Origin of the sequence: Bacillus cereus group sp. MG1 (assembly GCF_040460035.1) — a bacterium.
Lineage (GTDB): Bacteria > Bacillota > Bacilli > Bacillales > Bacillaceae_G > Bacillus_A > Bacillus_A cereus.
The window spans coordinates 4,405,520-4,424,276 of the sequence record NZ_JARVGY010000001.1; the positions used below are offsets into that span (position 1 = coordinate 4,405,520).

The following is an 18,757-nucleotide window of genomic DNA, read 5'->3' on the forward strand; positions in this document are numbered from 1 at the left end:
ATAAAAATGTATATAAATTCTGACTTTTCTTATTTACATAGGATGATTTTAGTTGTATCCTTCATAGTAACGGTTATATGTAATGGAAAAATATAGGGATAAGGAGATGGAGTTATTCATGGTACAAATTCATCCGAAAACACGTATTGGTCATGTTGAATTTAAAGTGAAAGACTTAGAGCGTCAAATTGCTTTTTATGAGAATGTTGTAGGATTAGAGGTAATTAAGCAAGAGGGGAATAAAGCATATTTATCTGGAAAAGGTGGAAAGAACGCGTTACTTGTTCTTGAAAAGCTAGAGGACGGGGTACTGCAAGAACCGCGTACGACTGGTATATATCATGTAGCCTTTTTAGTTCCGACTCGTGAAGCTTTTGCTTCTGCGCTATTTGGGGTTCTTCGTAATAAGAATGTAATTGACAGCCCGGATGAGCAAGAAGGGCGTTATACATATTCAAATGAAATTTTACCAATTTCAAGGTTTAATAGTGCAAGTGATCATACATATAGCGAAGCTTTTTATTTGCAAGATTTAGAGGGGAATGGTATTGAAATTTATGCAGACCGTCCGCGTGATCAATGGGGAGAAGGGTCAGGAGGAAGTACACCACTTGATTTAAAAGAATTGGCGACACTCGTTGATTATGAGTTTGATGGTTTGCCTGCTAATACTGTCGTTGGGCACGTACATTTACGAATAGCTGATGTAGAGAAATCACATGAATTTTATGTGGAAACAGTAGGTTTTGAAGTACAACAGCGTGAAGAGGATTGCTTATTTATTTCAGCAGGGGGATATCATCACCATATTGGTGCAAATACGTGGAACGGAGTAAACAATCCACACCCACCAGTATATGCAACTGGACTAAAGGTATATGCTATTGTACTACCGCATAAAGAAGCGTTAGACGAAGTGAAAGAAAGATTAATAGAAAAACAACATGAAATAAATGAAACTACAAATGGGTTTGTGGTGGTAGATCCAAGTGGTATTACAGTGCAGTTTGAAATAGAAGCAGTGTAAAATAAGCGAGAAAGTGTATAATCACTTTCTCGCTTATTTGTAATTATTCATAGCTCAATCCAATATCTTCTTACTATATTCCCATCTTCCTCAGTGAAATCATCATCACGAATCCCGCCGTTATGCAAAATCGTTTTTTCAGAAGCGGTATTCACAGCGTCGCAAACGACAAGTACTTTCGTGATGTCTAACTCCTTCGTTTTTTCTAATGATAATGCTAGTAACTTCGTAGCATAACCTTTTCTTCTTTCAGAAGGGCGAATGCCATAACCAATGTGACCGCCAGCGTTAAATAAATGTTTGGTTAAACTATGACGTATATTAACAGCTCCCACAATTTTATTTTCATCTGTAACAAGCCAATATGTAGAGTCTGGTACCCAAGTTTCAGGGATATTTATTCCGTTATGCGCATCGAGAAGTTCTTGAACCATAGCTGGGAAGTTGGCAGGATTTTTTGAGATAACCCACGGGATCATTGTTTCACCGCTATCTTTCCATTCGTTATAGAAATCTAAGTATTCTTCTTGTAAATCAGTAGTAGGTGTGAGTAATGAGACGTTCATTGTTAGTAAGCTCCTTTATTTATATAGTTTTTATAAAAAATTACGATACAAAGTGAAAGCGTTTTCTATAATTTCTCAACCTAATTTCATGTAATCCATCTTTGTTTTTTTAGAAAATTAGTGGAGGTTTAAAATTAGAAGTTATTTATTTTATGTTAATATTTAAAATATTAACATAAAACGGTCGGAGTATTAAGTATATTTTAGCGGTATCCCTACATGTAAATAAAAGGATGTTTGTGATAATTTTTGTTTTATCTATCTATAATGAATGAAGGGGGGAAGTGCCCGTGAGTGTAGATTTTGATTTTATTATACGAATCGGTGTTGCTGGCTTGTTAGGAGCAATGATTGGTATTGAAAGAGAAATTCGATCGAAAGAAGCTGGATTAAAGACTCATTTCCTCGTAGCGGTAGGAAGTGCGTTAATAATGGTTGTTTCGAAATATGCCTTTTCAGATATTGTGTTTGAAGAGCATATATCTCTAGACCCAAGTCGTATTGCAGCACAAGTCGTTAGTGGAGTTGGTTTTTTAGGTGCAGGCACAATTATTATTCAAAAGCAGGCGGTGAAAGGATTAACGACTGCGGCTGGTTTATGGGCTACTGCCGGCATAGGATTAGCAATTGGAGCGGGAATGTATGTAGTAGGCATTGGAGCGACGATTCTCGTTTTAATTGGTTTAGAAATTGTAAGTCGTATTTTTAAGGTGCAATTTTTATTTCCACAAAATATAACAGTGCAAATGTTTGTAAATAAACATGAAGCGGTACAACAAATATTAGAAACACTACAAGTGAAAGGCATCCCAATACTCTCATATGAGGTGGAAGCTTCACAGCAAGGTACAGAAACTGTTTATAAGGTAGGGATGCAACTGAAAAATATATCGTCAGAAGAAAAGAATGAGTTTATTCAGCATATGCAAACATTACCGGAAGTTACATTTATAAAGTTAAAATCATAGTGTTGAAAACGAGGATAGATGTAGCAGGAATTTTGCTATTATCTATCTTTTTTTGATATAAAATGCACGGAAAGTCAAGCGTTAATTTTATATGGAATGGATACATGTGTGAACGTTACCTTATTTTTTCTCAATACAGGACAAAAAGTAAAAATAGTAAAATAATGGAGCGGGACACTAAAAATGTAAGGTAGGGGAGAGCATGAAAGGCTATTCAAAGAAAATGTTAGTAGGGGTAAGTTTTGCTAGTTTAATGTTAGGGAGTTTTCAAGGGGTAAGTTTGGCAGAAGATACTAAGGGAGAGCAAGTTTCTTATCGAAATGTGCTCAAAATGGAGCCAGTCGGTGTACAACTACCAGTACAAGAATTAGCTCATTCATCGAAAGTGCTCGAAAGCAAGTCTTTTGAGAAAAGGTTACAATTTGCCGATTTATCACAAAGACCACCTGAGGTGAAAAAAGAAAGTAAGCAATTAGCTGTAGCGAAAACTTATACAATTGCCGAATTAAATCAATTAAGCAATCAGCAGTTAGTAGATTTACTTGTAACAATTGATTGGGAGCAAATTACGGGGCTATTTCAGTTTAATACAGACAGTCTAGCATTCTATCAAAATGATAGTAGGATGCAGACGATTATTGATAAATTGAAGCAGCAAGGACAAGCCTATACGAAGGATGATTCAAAAGGGATTGAGACATTAGTAGAGGTATTACGTTCAGGATTTTATTTAGGATTTTATAATTCGGAACTTAGTAAATTAAATGAACGGAGTTATCATGATAAATGCTTACCTGCATTAAAAGCGATGGCTAACAATTCAAATTTTAAGCTGGGTACATTAGAGCAAAATAGAGTGGTATCATCATACGGAAAGTTAATAGGAAACGCTTCGAGCGATGTGGAAACGATAACATCGGCTGCAAAGATTTTTAAACAATATAATGATAATTTTTCTACATTAGTAGATAATCTTTCAGCTGGAAATGCTATTTACGATATTATGCAAGGTGTTGATTACGACATTCAATCGTATTTGTACGATACGAGGAAAGCACCGAAAGATACAGTATGGTATCAGAAAATAGATAGTTATATTAATGAATTAAGTCGTTTTGCATTAATGGGAACGATTACAGCAAAAAACGGTTGGCTTATTAATAATGGCATTTATTATACAGGTAGACTCGGTATGTTCCATAGTACAGGAACTAAAGGGTTACAAGTTGTAACAGATGCGATGAAAATGTATCCGTATTTAGGGGAGCAATATTTCGTAGCTGCTGAGCAAATTGCAACGAATTATGGCGGAAAAGATGCAAATGGTAAAGTGGTGAATTTAGATCAAATAAGAGAAGATGGAAAGAAAAAATATTTGCCAAAAACGTATACGTTTGATGATGGAGCAATTGTTTTAAAAGCTGGAGATAAAGTGACAGAAGAAAAAGTAAAACGTTTATATTGGGCGGCAAAAGAAGTAAAGGCACAATTCCATCGTACGGTTGAAAGTGATCAACCTTTAGAAAAAGGAAATCCTGATGATGTATTAACGATGGTTATTTATAATAGCCCAGCAGAATATCAATTTAATCGTCAATTGTACGGTTATGAAACGAATAACGGTGGTCTTTATATAGAAGGAACAGGTACGTTCTTTACTTATGAGCGTACGCCAGAAGAAAGTATTTATAGTTTAGAAGAATTATTCAGACACGAGTTCACGCATTATTTACAAGGTAGATATGAAGTACCAGGGTTATGGGGACAAGGGAAAATATATGAAAATGAAAGATTATCTTGGTTTGAAGAAGGAAATGCTGAATTTTTTGCAGGGGCAACGAGAACGGATAATGTTGTACCGAGAAAGAGTATTATAGGAGGATTATCTTCAAATCCAGCAGAGCGTTATACGGCAGAGCGAACGTTAAATGCAAAGTATGGAACGTGGGATTTCTATAATTATTCCTTTGCTTTACAATCGTATATGTACAATAAGAGATATGATATGTTCGATAAAATACATGATCTTATTAGGAAAAATGATGTAACAGCATATGATGCATATCGCTCTACATTAAGTAAAGATGCGAATTTAAATAAAGAATATCAGGACTATATGCAAATGCTAGTTGATAATCGTGAGAAATATAATGTGCCATTAGTATCAGACGATTATTTAGCGAATCATGCATCGAAGCCAGTTTCAGATATTGCAGCAGAAATAACAGCGGAAGCAAAATTGAAAAATGTATCAGTGAAGAAAAATAAATCACAGTTCTTTAATACATTCACACTACAAGGAACATATACAGGAACTGCAGCAAAAGGAGAATATGAAGATTGGAAAACAATTACACAAAACGTTAATGATACGTTAAAACGTTTAAGTGCAAAGGAATGGACAGGCTATAAAACAGTAACAGCATACTTTGTAAATTATCGCGTGAATACATCAGGACAATTTGAATATGATGTTGTGTTCCACGGTATTAATACAGAAGAAGGTGCAGAGAATAAAGCACCAGTTGCAGTTATAAACGGTCCGTATAGCGGAAATGTAAATGAAGCAATTTCATTTACAAGCGACGGATCAAAAGATGAAGACGGGAAAATTACTTCGTATAAATGGGAGTTTGGTGATGGAGCAGTAAGTAATGAGCAAAATCCAACTCACGTATATACAAAAGAAGGAACGTATACGACGAAATTAACGGTAACAGACGATAAAGGAGCAACTAATACTGCTACAGCGACTGTAACTGTTCAAAAGAAAGAAGATAACAGTGTAGAAAAAGAACCGAATAACTCATTCCAAACAGCAAACAAATTGCAGTTAAATCAAGTTTTACGTGCTAGTTTAGGAAATGGCGATACAAGTGATTTCTTTGAAATTAATGTGGAGACTGCTAAAAACCTTCAAATTAACGTAACGAATGAAAATAATATTGGAATGAACTGGGTACTTTATTCTGAAGCAGATTTAAATAATTATGTTACGTATGCTCAGCAACAAGGGAATAAACTAGTAGGTAGTTACTATACGTATCCAGGGAAGTATTATTTACATGTGTATCAGTATGGCGGGGGGACAGGGAATTATACGGTGGAAGTGAAGTAGTAAAAGGGGAGTTATCTTGTTCAATGAATGGAAAAAGGTCTGTACTTTAATGAAAAAACAACTGCAGGCAATGTCTCTAATGATAATAACAAATTAAGTGTCGCGAGATGTTATATTTATATTAAACCAATCTAATCAGTAAATAAGATAAAATAGATGAACTAGTATTTCATCACGATGTAAGAAAAGTTATAAATATTAAGTGTTTTTAATTGAATTAAACTAAAGGATCAGAGTGTATCTGTAACAATAGATAGGCTCTGATCCTTATTATATTTAATTAACGCATATGAATTTAAGATAATTAATAAGTAAGCTAGCTAGCGGGATTCTTAAAATTCATTTATGTAATTAACTAAACAGAAAATTGTTATCACATTAGCAAGGGATACTAATAGAAAAGCGTGTCCCTTTACCTAATTCACTCTCTATTTCTATATCACCGTTTAATTCTCTAATAATACTATAAGCAATCATAGTACCAAGCCCAGTTCCTTTTTCTGTTGTTGAATAGAATGGCAAAGCAATTCGTTTTATTTGTTGAGATGACATCCCAATTCCTGAATCAATAATATCAATTATGATATTTCCTTTTACTTTTTGTATATTTATTTGTAATAATCCACCATTTTTCATAGCCTCAATTCCGTTTTGGATGATGTTGTTTAGACAGAGTTTGAATTTTTCGGGGTCCCCATTTATATAAAAGGAATCTGTACTATTTTGTTTGATTTCAACTTTGTATGATAGAGCGAGTGGTGAAATAGTATCTTTCACCTGATTTAAAATGTGATTAATATCTATTTTTTCTTTTAGGGTATTCTGTGGTTTGGTTAAAGATAAATAGTTATTAATAGTAGATTGTATTTGCTGCATTTCAATTAACATGATTTCTAAGTATTGATCCTGAGATAGCTTAGAGGCATGTTTTTCATTTAATAATTGAGTGAATCCATGTACCGTGGTTAGTGGATTGTGGATTTCGTGTGCAATTGACGCTGCTAGTTCGCTAGCTATATAAAATTTTTCAGCTCGTTGCAGTTTTTCTTTCATTTTATATTTCTCAATCATTTCCTCTATAAAATAAACTGATAATAATACTGTGAAAATATTAATGACTATATAATTTAATAAAAATTCTATGAGAGTAGAGTCTATTTTACCTCCTGTATTTATTTGAGTTACAATACCGCAAATAGAAAGGGAAGCTGTACATACTAAAATAAGAAGTAAGCTTAATAATATCTTTTTTTCTTTAAAATACATAGGTAATAAGTAACGAAAGAGCATTGTTATAACAGAAATGATAGTAAAGATAATAAATGATGGAAGAACGCCATTTCCGCCTAAGTAAAACCGGTAAGAAAGATATAAAATTCCTATAAAAACAATGTTTTTTGTATTTCCATATAGAAAAACTAATATTATAGGAATAAAACGTAAATCATAAATAAATCCCACATGTAAATGAAAAGGAAAAGTCATACAAAAAATAATAGCAATGGAGGAAAGGATAGAAAATAACATATTATTACATGTTATTTTTTCTTTAAACTCTAGCCAAAATACGTGATAGCTAAGGATACAAATTATTATAATAAAGGTATTTAATAAAAGAGTAGAAATTCCCATAGTTTTGCATCTCCGATAGTTTGTAAGTAGAATTATGTATGAGTTGGACATAGATGTTTAGTATTAGTAGACTTTTTATCTAAAAAAGGAAGGGTACTTGAAAAGTGCTGTTATATTACTCGTATTAAAATTGATAAGGAAAATAGAAAAAAATAATAGATAAAAAATCTATTTAAATTTATGTACATATGAAATCATAAACTAACTTTTGTATAGGTGAAATTTGGATTGAGTTACTGATAAAATAAGTCTTTTTAAGTATGAATATTCTGTGAAAAAGATATGCGTGGTGACTCCTGTTTTGTAGCCTTCGTTATATTAACATGGAATATATCAAATTACAAAGTGAAATTTTAGAAAAATTTTATTAGTACATTTTATCTGAAATAGAAATGCTATTTATTTGAGTATTTTGGTACTTACTCGTATAAAACTTTGTTAGAAAAAGACTTTAAAATTTACATGTTTTTTATGAAGTGTAATATTGTAGCTTTATCTATGGGGCTTTCTCAATAACTATTAAGGCGAAAAGTTAAAATATATAGGTTTATAGATATGAATTATTACATAAAAACGCACTTAAAAAAGGATGTATGATGGTAATAGAATACAAACATCAAGGGGGAACTTAAAATGAAGTTAAATAAACTAGTGCTTAGTTGTGGAGTAGTTTCAGCATTAACACTTGGTGTGTTAGGGAATAATACTTATGCTGAAGAAGTACACAAAACGAATGATCCAATTCATGTAGTTGAACATGTTTCTGCAGACTTATTATTAACCCAAACAATGAATTATAGTGGCGAGGCTGAAACTTCTTTCGTATATGATGGGAGTACTGACTTAAGCTTCTCTATGAAAAATAATGGTCAAAATACAATGGGATATAGTGTAAAAGGTCCAAATACAGAGCTAATTGTTGGTGGTTATATAAAACCTGGAGAACAACAAATTAATGTTACAAATGTACGGAATGCTTTATCTCCATTACCGAATGGAACATATAAAATTTACGTTTCAAATGATGATGGTTCTAAGGGGCAATTCCAAGTTTCAGTAAGATCTGTGAATTAAATTTAAAACGCTTTGTTTTTAAGTTAATTTAATCTTTGCTTATTGGAAAGAAGCTAAAATGAATTGAGAATTACCGATAAAAATGAAAACGAGCACCTTATCTAATTGTGAGAGGGTGTTCGTTTTTTGCTATTAAACAGAAAATAATTATAAATATATTTTGATATCCCCATTGCTAACCTACTAGATTGTGTCAACGAGAGAATGTCTACTATAAAAGATATTAAAATAAAGATGATGTAACATTCCGCTAAATTATATGGGGAAATAGAAAAACCACCCTTATATGAGTGGTTTTTAGTAATTATTTTTAGGTTATACATTTAAAATTAGGCTAAGTTATAGAAATAATAAACATTTAATCTGTTGTTATTATTTTGGTTCTGGATAATGATTGTAGTATGAGATTCTAATAAATTCTTGGTAGACATTTGTTAATTTGGCATCTCTAAGAGCATCGTTGAATTTTTGCATACGTACACTCCCTTGAGCGTAGCCTCCACCTGGAGTATAAGGGTTTCTAGCTTCAAAGTCATCCAAAAATACTTTTAATTTTTTATAGTCTTGAGATTGATAGAAAGCCACAGCCTCTTCAGGAGTGACATCAAAGTAAGAGGATGACGTTGAGTTATAAGAAGCTGCTTGAGCAGTAGGTGCCTCTAGCATAGTTGCAGCTCCACCGAACATAGTAAGCGCCATAGAAGATACAATAATTTTTTTAAACATAATAAAACCTCCATGTAGAATATTAGATTAATAGTAATCCTGTAATCATTATAGTTACAATGAAAATGATTATCAAATGCAATATTGCATAATATATCTCGTTATTTTTGGGCAGTAAGACTCCCGCACAAAAATTCAATGAAAGTAAAGAAGTTAGGTGGGAATCGGGCGGATTAAAGTTTCACTTTATTATTTGAACGAGAAGTCACCTTTATATTTAAATGAAGGAGTGTAATAGATTAAAAGAGGTGTATAAATTACTCAGGTTAACAAGAAAATGAAAAGGCTATTTTTAATAGGGGAAAGCTTAATAACTGGAGTAAAGGAATTGCTATTTATATATTTAACATACATATTTGTCTTTTAAATTGTAGGCGTGTTTTAGAATTTGTATATAGTAAATTCGTTAAAAAACTTGATAAATAATAAAATGTGTAAATTTTTTGACTATTTTATTAAAATTATTTAATATTTGTAATTTATTGTTTTATAATGATAATTGGGTCGATCGTGAATGTTTTAGATATTGCGATATATACTCGGATTAATTTATTTTAGGGAGGTTACAAAATTGGGTAAGAGAGTCATTATAAGAGTTTTTACATTATTATCAGTACTGGCATTATTCCTTAATGTATTTTTACCTAGGGCTAGTGCAGAGGTTATGACGCATGAGAAATATTCAATGGACTGGAGTTATAGTAATAGTCTAGGTAAGTACATTCGCACTGAAATGATTAAAAATTCAAGTGGTCAAATTGCTTATTGCTTAACCCTTGGATTAAAATCACCAAATGGTGAAGATCTTCCTGAAATGGGGAAAACAGATAATGTAGTATATAGAGTCTTATTAAATGGTTTCCCGCAAAAAAGTGCTGAACAGCTGGGAGTAGCTAATAAAAATGAAGCGCATTATGCAACGCAACTTGCGGTTTGGAATGCATTAGGTCAACTCGATGTAAATGAATTAAAACATGAGAATAAAAATGTTGAAAAAGCAGCTAAGGCTATTATTAGTAATGCTAACAATAGTGAAGAGACTCAAGATGTTTTTATGAATGTGATTCCTGCTGAAAAGCAAAAAGCAGAATTAAAGGGTGAATTCTTCGAAACAAATCTATATTCAGTACAAACAAATGCTAAGAGTGGTTCTTATAAGGTAGTAGCGAAAAATGCACCTAATGGAGTTAGAATTGTTAGTGAAAATGGAGAAGTGAAAGATCAGCTTTCAGTTGGAGAAAAATTTCGTATCCAAATTCCTAAGAATACAAAAACGGGTGAATTTAATTTAAGTGTTGCTGCTAATCTAACTCAAGTTCAAGCAATTGCTTATCGTGGTACGGATACTGTTCAGAATGCTACAGTACTATTAGAGAGAAATGAAGAAAAGCTTAGTAGTGATCTTGCAGTAAATTGGGAAGCAGCTGGTTCTTTAAAAATTAAAAAGGTTGGAGAAAATGGAGAAGTTTTAGCTGGTGCAGTATTTGAGGTCTTTAATGCAAATAATGAATCAGTCGGAAAAATCACGACTGGTGCTGATGGTATGGCAGAATTAAACAACTTACCAATTGGTACTTACACATTAAAAGAAATTAAAGCACCAACAGGCTATGTTTCAGATGATAAACCACAAACTATTGAAGTTAAGACAGGGGAAACAGGAGCTGTCCAAATAGTAAATAACAAAGTAAAAGGTAACATCGAAATTAAAAAGCTTAGTGATTCAGGAAAGATTTTACCAAATGTTGAATTCACAGTCTTCACTGAAGATGGAAAAGAAGTGAAAAAAGTAGTAACAAAAGAAAATGGAATTGCAAACGTTGAAGATCTTACGTATGGTAAATATTATTTCTTAGAGACAAAAACACCTAATGGATATATTGGAAATAAAACAAAGTATCCTTTTGAAATTAAAGAGCACAATAAAACACTTACTTTTACAGTGGAAAATACCGAAGTGAAAGGTAGTGTAAAATTACTAAAAGTAGATAATGAAGATATTAGTAAAAAATTAGAAGGTGCAGCATTCGAGCTAAAAGATGCAAGTGGAAAAGTAGTTGGGGAATATAAGACAGATAAAAATGGTGAGATTAACGTCAAAGATTTAGCGTATGGTAAATATTCATTTGTAGAAAAGGCTTCTCCAAATGGTTACGTTCTTGTTAAAGAACCGATTATGTTCGAAATAAAGGAACATGGAAAGGTTATTGAGTTATTGGCAGTTAATCATCTTATCAAAGGTGATCTAGAAATTACAAAGGTAGATGTAGCTGATGGAAATAACAAGCTTCCAAATGCAGAATTTACGATTTATAACGAAGCAGGAAAAGAAGTAGTAAAAGGAAAAACAGACGATAAAGGAATCGCTAAATTTGAAAAGTTACCATTTGGAAAATACACATATAAAGAAACTGTTGCACCAAACGGTTATGTATTAAATGAAGAAACGTTCTCTTTTGAAATTAAAGAGAATGATCAAATCATTAAACACATTGTCAAGGATGAAAAGATTCCTTCAATAAAAACAACAGCTACTGATAAAACAGATGGTACAAAAGAAATGCACACGTCTAAGTCTGTAACAATCCAAGATAAAGTGGAATACAAAGACCTACAAGTAGGTAAAGAGTACACTTTAAAAGGTAAATTAATGAATAAAGAGACTAATAAACCATTCGTTGTAAATGGTAAAGAAGTAACTGTTGAAACGAAGTTTACACCAAAAGAAGCAAATGGTTCTATTACACTAGATTTCACTTTTGATGCAACTGGTTTAGAAGAAAAAGAAGTAGTAGTATTCGAAGAGTTACTGAAAGACGGAAAAGTTGTTACGACACATGCTGATATCAATGATAAAGGTCAAACAGTTAAGTTCGTTAAGCCATCAGTAAAAACGACAGCAACAAACAAAGCTGATGGTGGAAAAGAGATTCATTCAAAGGATTCTATCACAATCCAGGATAAAGTGGAGTACACTAACTTAGTTGTTGGTAAAGAGTACACTGTAAAAGGAAAATTAATGAACAAAGCTATTAACAAACCATTACTAATTGATGGTAAAGAAGTAACAGCTGAGACTAAATTTACTGCAAAAGAAAAGAACGGTTTTGTAACATTAGACTTTACTTTTGTTGGTGCTGAACAGCAAGGAAGAGAAGTAGTTGTGTTCGAAGACTTATTACATGAAGGGCAAGTAATTGCAACTCACGCTGATATTAACGATGTAGGTCAAACAGTTCGATTTGTAGAGCCTTCTATTAAAACGACAGCTACAAATAAAGCTGATGGTTCTAAAGAGTTAGACGCTTCTAAAACTGTAACAATCCAAGATAAAGTGGAATACAAAGACTTAATCGTGGGTAAAGAGTACGTAGTAAAAGGTAAACTAGTGGATAAAGCAACAAACAAGCCATTATTAGTTGATGGTAAAGAAGTAACAGTAGAATCTAAGTTTACTGCTAAAGAGAAGAATGGTTCTATCACATTAGACTTCACTTTCAATGCTTCTGCATTACAAGGTAAAGAAGTAGTAGTATTTGAAGAACTGTATCAAGATAATATATTAGTAGCTATTCACGCTGAAATTGAAGATAAGGGACAAACAGTGAAATTTAAAGAGGGAAAATCGGAACAACCAAAACCAGAACACCCAAATTCAGGTAAAAATACGCCAACACCAGAGCAACCTAACGAGCAAGTAAAAGAACAACCACAACTTAAGAAAGAAATTCAATCTAAAATTGGATGGTTACCGCAAACAGGTACTAATCTTACAAGTTGGATCTCTATGGCTGCAGGAGCATTACTGTTAATTGTTGGTGGAGTGATTTTCTTAAAACGTAAAAATGCATAGAAATTAAAAAATAAGCACATCTGTTTTTATAACAAGATGTGCTTATTTTTATCATTTTAGCCAAGAAGACTCCTATATTTAAGCGTGAATGGCATTTAAAATAGCAACCATATTTTATAGGTAATTTTGAACAGTTAAAAGAAATATTACAGGAGGGTGAAAAGCAAGGAGTTTTTCATTTCTTCTCCATAAATCATACAATACATTGGATCACTTCTATTGTTTTATTTCCAAAGTTTAAAAAGTTTATTGATTTTTTAGGACCAAATGAAACGAATGATACAAATCATGAATGGATGCCAGAAAACTTAGTGGACAGGATTGTTACTGCATTAACAGATAAACCTAATGTGTAAATTATTCAGTGTTTATGAATTCTATTATTACTATTTAAAGCCTAATTTCTCAATGTATTGTAGAGAAATTAGGCTTTTTTTATCAATTCATTAAAGTTTTTATAATTCAAGGACTCAAGTTAATGATTATATTTTCAAGTATTCGTTTTGAGCTACATAGATATAGTTTTCGTTGCAACTGTTTGTTGAAATATTTTATCATGCTCAACAATAACCATTGTGGGATTAAATTGTTGAATAAGTTCTTCAATCTGCATGCGGGAATAGATATCTATAAAATTTAGTGGTTCGTCCCATATATATATATGAGCTTTTTCACATAAACTTTTAGCGATAAGCAGTTTTTTCTTTTGTCCACCAGAATAATGAGATATATCTTTTTCAAATTGAATTCGGTCAAAGTCCATCTTACTTAGGATGGACTTAAATAAGGTTTCATCAATCTTGTGCTCTTCAATAAAGCCTGATAGTGATCCCTTCAAATGAGAAGTATCTTGTTGGACATAGGAAATGATGAGTCCTGTACCTAAAGTAACTAAGCCTGTATGCTGTATCGGATGTCCTAGAATTAGTTTTAGGATACTACTTTTTCCGCTCCCATTCGTTCCATCAAGTACAATTCGGTCACCTTGTTCAACTATGAAGCTAATCGGCTCATTCACAATTTGATCATTGTACTTAACGGACACGTCAACTAAAGTAACCAATTCATTTGATTTAAATTGCAATTGTTCCAATTTTAATGACTCAGTTTTTTCCGCATTTTTTAGTAATTTTGATTTTTCCTCAATAGCTTTTTGTTGCCTTGATTCAAGGTTTTTTGCTCTTTTCATCATCTTGGCTGCTTTATGTCCTACAAACCCCTTATCCAACTTAGAGCCTGAATTCCTCGTTCCATTTTTTGAAGCTTCTACGTCATTAGACCAACTTGCTGAACGTTTGGAAGACTGTTTTAATCGCCCTATGTCTTTTTGTAGACGCTCATTTGTAGCCTTCTCGTGTTCTTGCTGTCTATCAAAATTTAACTTCCAAGAAGAATAGTTACCACTTTGAACTTCAATATTTGCTCTATTAATAGATAGGATATGGTCAATGCACCCATCTAAAAAGATTCTGTCATGTGAAATTAAAATAAATCCTTTTTTCTTCCTTAGATAATCGGAGACTATCTTTCGTGCATCTGTATCTAAGTGATTTGTTGGTTCATCAATTAATAGAAATTGACCCGCATTTAAAAACAGTGCAGCAAGCAACACTTTTGTTTGTTCCCCATTTGATAATGTTTTAAATGGTCTGTACATGACCTCAGCATCAACATTTAAATAGGATATCTCACGTAGAAGTTCCCAATCTGCGGCTTGGGGACAAATTTCTTCAAGGATTTCATGAGTGAATTTGTTCTTATCTGAAACAGAGTAGGGGAAGTAATTGAATTCTACTGAAGCAAGGATTTTCCCGCTATACTCATAATTCCCTAACAATAAATTAAAGAATGTCGTTTTACCTCGTCCGTTTCTACCAATAAATCCTAGCTTCCAATCCGTATCTATTTGGAAGTTTACACTTTCAAAAATATTATCAAAGCTACCTGGGTATGAAAAAGTTAAGTCTTGGACCTTTATCATTGACATAATAATTCCTCCTTTATATATCGAAACGTTTCATATAAAGTCGGAACATCCATCCATTTTTTAATTCCTCTATATAAGTTTGATGGATATTAACGACTTATATAGAGCATTACATGTGTAACAATAGTATCTGAAGTACTCATTTTTCTCGCTCCTTTATTTGTGAAGTACATTTAACAATTAGTAAGTTTCAACTAAGACAAACGGGAATAAAAAAATCCCCCAATTTGTAATCGGAAGGATTAGTCTTTCGTCTATACTTAATAAGTACTTATTAATCATTTGAATCATGACAAATAAAGTATGAACTGAATTTTAAAAATGGATAGACTAACCCTATATTTTGTAGTTTGAAGTTATAAAATTCAACTTAAAATATAAATTAGTTAATCATTATTCATCCATCATTCCTTTCATAATTCTATTTTTAGAGTAACATTCTTTTTAGGGAGATGCAATATTAGCTTCAATTTCATCTAATTCTAAATCATTTATAATTCTTTGAGTAAGGAGATAAAACTTTACCGCCCTTTTTATAAACATCACATTTTTGTTCAATAGGTCATGTCTTTTGTCCGTTAAAAAGGGAGGATATGAAATTGACATCAACTTTTTATGTAACTATAATAGTTACAGTTGGTTTCGTAAACTAATTTGAATTTCTATTTTAATGATAGTATATTTTCATTCCTTTTTAAGTGTGACAGATAGCAACTATAATCCAATAGAGGAGTAGATTCTATCTCATATGTAAAGAGTAGATAAGTTGTACCCGCCAAATTTACGATGCGCAAATACTTAAAAAACTACATTTTTCAGCTTATCCTTTTTAGAATCCTCAGTATTAATAATTGTAAACATCTACAAAAAGTTAACAAGACTGTTGTATGTAGAAAGAAATCTTTTAAAAAGGTCATAATATGGATAATAGGTAGCACACATTTAAATTTAGTAGGAGTTGTGCCACTATCAAGACATTTTTTAATAAAAGTATAGAAAAAACTCAAGAAGGTGAGTCCATTGCGTAAGCATGCATATGTGCAATTTTATGTATTGATATTGGCTTTAATAGCTTATATAAGCTTTTGCTTTATATTTTTATTTGTTTTTCCGAATCATTATTTCGTATCAGATTTTAATATCCGACTATCATCTTTAGTCGTTGAAACTACTGTATTTATCTCATTACTGTATTCTATATTATCCCAAAAAATTAAGTTAGGAGTATTCTGGGTTTGCATTACTATTGCAATAGGGTGTTTTTTGATAGGAAATTTCATATCCGCTTTTCAAGTACTTAATGTAGAATTACCAATACAAAATTTTAATATTTCTGATGTATTTCTACTGTTTTTCTTATTCTTCTTTCTTTTTGCGTTCTTTTATAAAATTATGATGGAATGTAATAAATGGGAGAAAGCATATTTACTTTGTGATTTATGCATTGTTGTTACTGCTATTTTTACATTAGAGTGGTACCTATTTAATAAACCATCTGCAAATATTTTATTCTTATCAATTGGAGATGTTTTTCTCTCATTTATTTTTCCGATTATAGATTTATTGCTTCTATTACTTGGAGTTACACTGATCTTTCGACCTGCTATTTTCAATGCAAAAAGTAAATTGTTTATTTTTATCCTAGTATTAACTGGATTGGCTATTACGGACTATTTGTATTTTTACTTACAAGGTGATTTGTCAGAGCGTTCAGTTATATTTTTAAGGTGTTTGTATAGAGTTTTCCTATTATTTATCGCTATTGCTGCTACAATCCCAAAGAATACTTCTTTTAAAAGAAATTATTTTATTATTAATCCGACATTTGGAGAGAAACTTCTTGGTATATTCCCTTATCTTGCAGTTGCAGTCTTAATTGGCTTTACTTTGAAAGAGCAAACTTCTTCAGCTACATTAATTACGGGAAATTGTATTGCTTTTGTATTTGTACTGATTCGTCATACAATCGTACGAATGCAAAACAAAGAGTTAACTAAAACATTAAAAGTGTTTAATAATCAATTAGAACAAACAGTATCTCAAAGAACAAGGGATTTAATAAATAAATCTAATGATTTAGTAAAAAATCAAGAGAGATTTAAGTCATTATATGAGTATCATCCGGATCCTATTTTAACGATTGATTCAAACGGTATCGTATTAAATATAAACCAGGCTGGAAGTATGTTATTAGGAAAAGAAAGTGCTGTATTGATAGGGAAAGAGTGCTTCTCTATTTTTTTAGATGAAGATAAATCTGAATTGGAAGCAGCTATAAAGAAAGGGAAACGATGTAGTTCATCTTCACTACAGTTACGTGTGAAAAATAACAATGAGAAAGATATACTCTTTTGGTATGTCACTATAGTTCCTATTATGATAGAAGGACAAACCTTTGGGAGCTATGTAATGGTAAAAGACATAACAAGGATGAAACAACAACAGGAAGAGATAAATTACCTTGCATTCCATGATACGGTGACGGAGATTGGAAATCGTATATTCTTCCAACAAGAATTAGATAGATCTATTAAGCGTGCACAAAAAACACAGGATAAGTTTGGGCTCCTGTATATTGATTTAAATCGCTTTAAGACTATTAATGATACATTGGGTCATTCGATTGGTGACAAGGTTTTAAAAGAAGTTGCCAAACGTTTTAGGACATGTCTGTCACCGACTATTCCTCTAGCAAGAATAGGTGGTGATGAGTTTGCGATCATTGTCCATAACCAAACAGAGCAACAGCTATTGGATTTGTGTAAAACTCTATTTCGTATAACTGAAGAACCATTTGTAGTAAATCAGCATAGTTTTTACTTATCTCTTAGTATAGGAATAGCAGTGTATCCATTTGGAGGAATAAATACTACTACACTTTTACAACACGCTGATATCGCTATGTATAGCGCAAAGGAAAAAGGTAACAATGCTGTTTGTATGTATGACGAGACATTATCTCAAAAAGTAACTCGTCGATTACGATTAGAACAGGATTTACCAAATGCAATTGAAAATAATGAGTTGTTTTTATTGTATCAACCACAAATTGATAGTAAGGCAGGTAAGGTTATTGGTGCAGAGGCTTTAATACGTTGGCAACATCCAGAGCTTGGACTGATTTCTCCTTTTGAGTTTATACCTATCGCAGAAGAAACGGCGCAGATTATTTCAATTGGGAAGTGGACGTTACAGAAAGCGTGTCAACAACTGAAAGAATGGCATTCTGCGGGCTTTTCAAATCTAAAGATGGGGATAAATTTATCAGCTATAGAGTTTGAACAGAAAGATTTTGTTCAAACCATTATATCTACCATAGAAGAGATAGGAGTACCTGCTAATTCGATTGATTTGGAATTAACAGAGCGAATAGCAATGGTAGATGAAAAGGAAACCTTATCGAAGTTAAAAGCATTAAAATCATATGGTGTACATTTATCAATTGACGATTTTGGTACAGGTTATTCTTCATTAGCGTATCTGCCTCTTTATCCAATTGATACTTTGAAAATTCCAAGAGAATTTGTTAATAGGATTGGAACTTCTACTGATGGAGATGAAATTATACAAACCATTATTTCACTTGCTCATACTTTAAACATGAAAGTGATAGCAGAAGGGGTAGAAACGAAGGAACAATTAACAGTGTTACAACGTAATGCATGTTATCTAATTCAGGGCTATTACTACAGTAAACCTGTAAATGAAGATGAATTTATTGGTTTTTTAAGTACAATACAAAATGAATAAGTGAAAAATCAGTATATGTATGAAATAAAGTGAAAAGACGATCTATCCATATGGAT

10 protein-coding genes and 1 pseudogene are annotated in these 18,757 nt (G+C 32.1%); 7 read left to right on the forward strand and 4 right to left on the reverse strand.

The genetic code is table 11. The annotated features are described in order from the left end of the window. Positions 1–118 precede the first annotated feature (118 nt). Positions 119–1,027, forward strand: coding sequence for a VOC family protein (locus QCI79_RS23150; RefSeq protein ID WP_000249877.1), 909 nt, complete (start codon positions 119–121; stop codon positions 1,025–1,027). 47 nt (positions 1,028–1,074) lie between these two features. Here the strand turns inward: QCI79_RS23150 and QCI79_RS23155 are convergent, their stop codons facing one another. After that, complete coding sequence (locus tag QCI79_RS23155; protein ID WP_001103121.1) at positions 1,075–1,593, reverse strand: GNAT family N-acetyltransferase; 519 nt, start codon at positions 1,591–1,593, stop codon at positions 1,075–1,077. Between the two features lie 290 nt (positions 1,594–1,883). On the opposite strand from QCI79_RS23155, the gene QCI79_RS23160 reads away from it, so the two are divergent. Both QCI79_RS23160 and colA read left to right on the forward strand, forming a co-directional pair. Then, on the forward strand, positions 1,884–2,561 hold the full coding sequence (locus QCI79_RS23160) for an MgtC/SapB family protein (protein ID WP_000109717.1): 678 nt from the start codon (positions 1,884–1,886) through the stop codon (positions 2,559–2,561). A gap of 202 nt (positions 2,562–2,763) precedes the next feature. Next, on the forward strand, positions 2,764–5,679 hold the full coding sequence (gene colA / locus QCI79_RS23165) for a collagenase ColA (protein ID WP_000679527.1): 2,916 nt from the start codon (positions 2,764–2,766) through the stop codon (positions 5,677–5,679). Positions 5,680–6,057: 378 nt separating this feature from the next. Here the strand turns inward: colA and QCI79_RS23170 are convergent, their stop codons facing one another. After that, positions 6,058–7,311 carry a sensor histidine kinase gene (locus QCI79_RS23170; protein WP_000513017.1) on the reverse strand — a complete coding sequence of 418 codons (1,254 nt, stop codon included), beginning with the start codon at positions 7,309–7,311 and terminating at the stop codon, positions 6,058–6,060. Positions 7,312–7,944: 633 nt separating this feature from the next. On the opposite strand from QCI79_RS23170, the gene QCI79_RS23175 reads away from it, so the two are divergent. Then, positions 7,945–8,385 (forward strand): hypothetical protein, encoded by a 441-nt coding sequence (locus QCI79_RS23175; protein ID WP_000773523.1) that lies wholly within the window; start codon positions 7,945–7,947, stop codon positions 8,383–8,385. A 372-nt stretch (positions 8,386–8,757) separates the two neighbouring features. Here the strand turns inward: QCI79_RS23175 and QCI79_RS23180 are convergent, their stop codons facing one another. Next, a complete protein-coding gene (locus QCI79_RS23180; RefSeq protein WP_000473483.1) occupies positions 8,758–9,111 on the reverse strand; it encodes a hypothetical protein in 354 nt (117 codons plus the stop codon). Between the two features lie 571 nt (positions 9,112–9,682). On the opposite strand from QCI79_RS23180, the gene QCI79_RS23185 reads away from it, so the two are divergent. Together QCI79_RS23185 and QCI79_RS23190 are read left to right on the forward strand one after the other, a co-directional pair. Further along, positions 9,683–12,964, forward strand: coding sequence for a VaFE repeat-containing surface-anchored protein (locus tag QCI79_RS23185; RefSeq protein WP_000520166.1), 3,282 nt, complete (start codon positions 9,683–9,685; stop codon positions 12,962–12,964). A gap of 104 nt (positions 12,965–13,068) precedes the next feature. Next, positions 13,069–13,320 (forward strand): annotated as a pseudogene (locus QCI79_RS23190) (TetR/AcrR family transcriptional regulator); the annotation flags it as partial. A gap of 152 nt (positions 13,321–13,472) precedes the next feature. Here the strand turns inward: QCI79_RS23190 and QCI79_RS23195 are convergent. After that, positions 13,473–14,951 (reverse strand): Lsa family ABC-F type ribosomal protection protein, encoded by a 1,479-nt coding sequence (locus QCI79_RS23195; RefSeq protein ID WP_000061793.1) that lies wholly within the window; start codon positions 14,949–14,951, stop codon positions 13,473–13,475. A gap of 1,020 nt (positions 14,952–15,971) precedes the next feature. Between QCI79_RS23195 and QCI79_RS23200 the strand changes: the two genes are divergently transcribed. Then, positions 15,972–18,701 carry a sensor domain-containing protein gene (locus QCI79_RS23200; protein WP_001225488.1) on the forward strand — a complete coding sequence of 910 codons (2,730 nt, stop codon included), beginning with the start codon at positions 15,972–15,974 and terminating at the stop codon, positions 18,699–18,701. The last annotated feature ends 56 nt before the right edge of the window (positions 18,702–18,757 follow it).

Coding starts and splice junctions, on each gene's coding strand:
- QCI79_RS23150 (WP_000249877.1), top strand. CDS start 119: ATGGTACAAATTCATCCGAAAACACGTATTGGTCATGTTGAATTTAAA.
- QCI79_RS23155 (WP_001103121.1), bottom strand. CDS start 1,593: ATGAACGTCTCATTACTCACACCTACTACTGATTTACAAGAAGAATAC.
- colA (WP_000679527.1), top strand. CDS start 2,764: ATGAAAGGCTATTCAAAGAAAATGTTAGTAGGGGTAAGTTTTGCTAGT.
- QCI79_RS23170 (WP_000513017.1), bottom strand. CDS start 7,311: ATGGGAATTTCTACTCTTTTATTAAATACCTTTATTATAATAATTTGT.
- QCI79_RS23175 (WP_000773523.1), top strand. CDS start 7,945: ATGAAGTTAAATAAACTAGTGCTTAGTTGTGGAGTAGTTTCAGCATTA.
- QCI79_RS23180 (WP_000473483.1), bottom strand. CDS start 9,111: ATGTTTAAAAAAATTATTGTATCTTCTATGGCGCTTACTATGTTCGGT.
- QCI79_RS23195 (WP_000061793.1), bottom strand. CDS start 14,951: ATGTCAATGATAAAGGTCCAAGACTTAACTTTTTCATACCCAGGTAGC.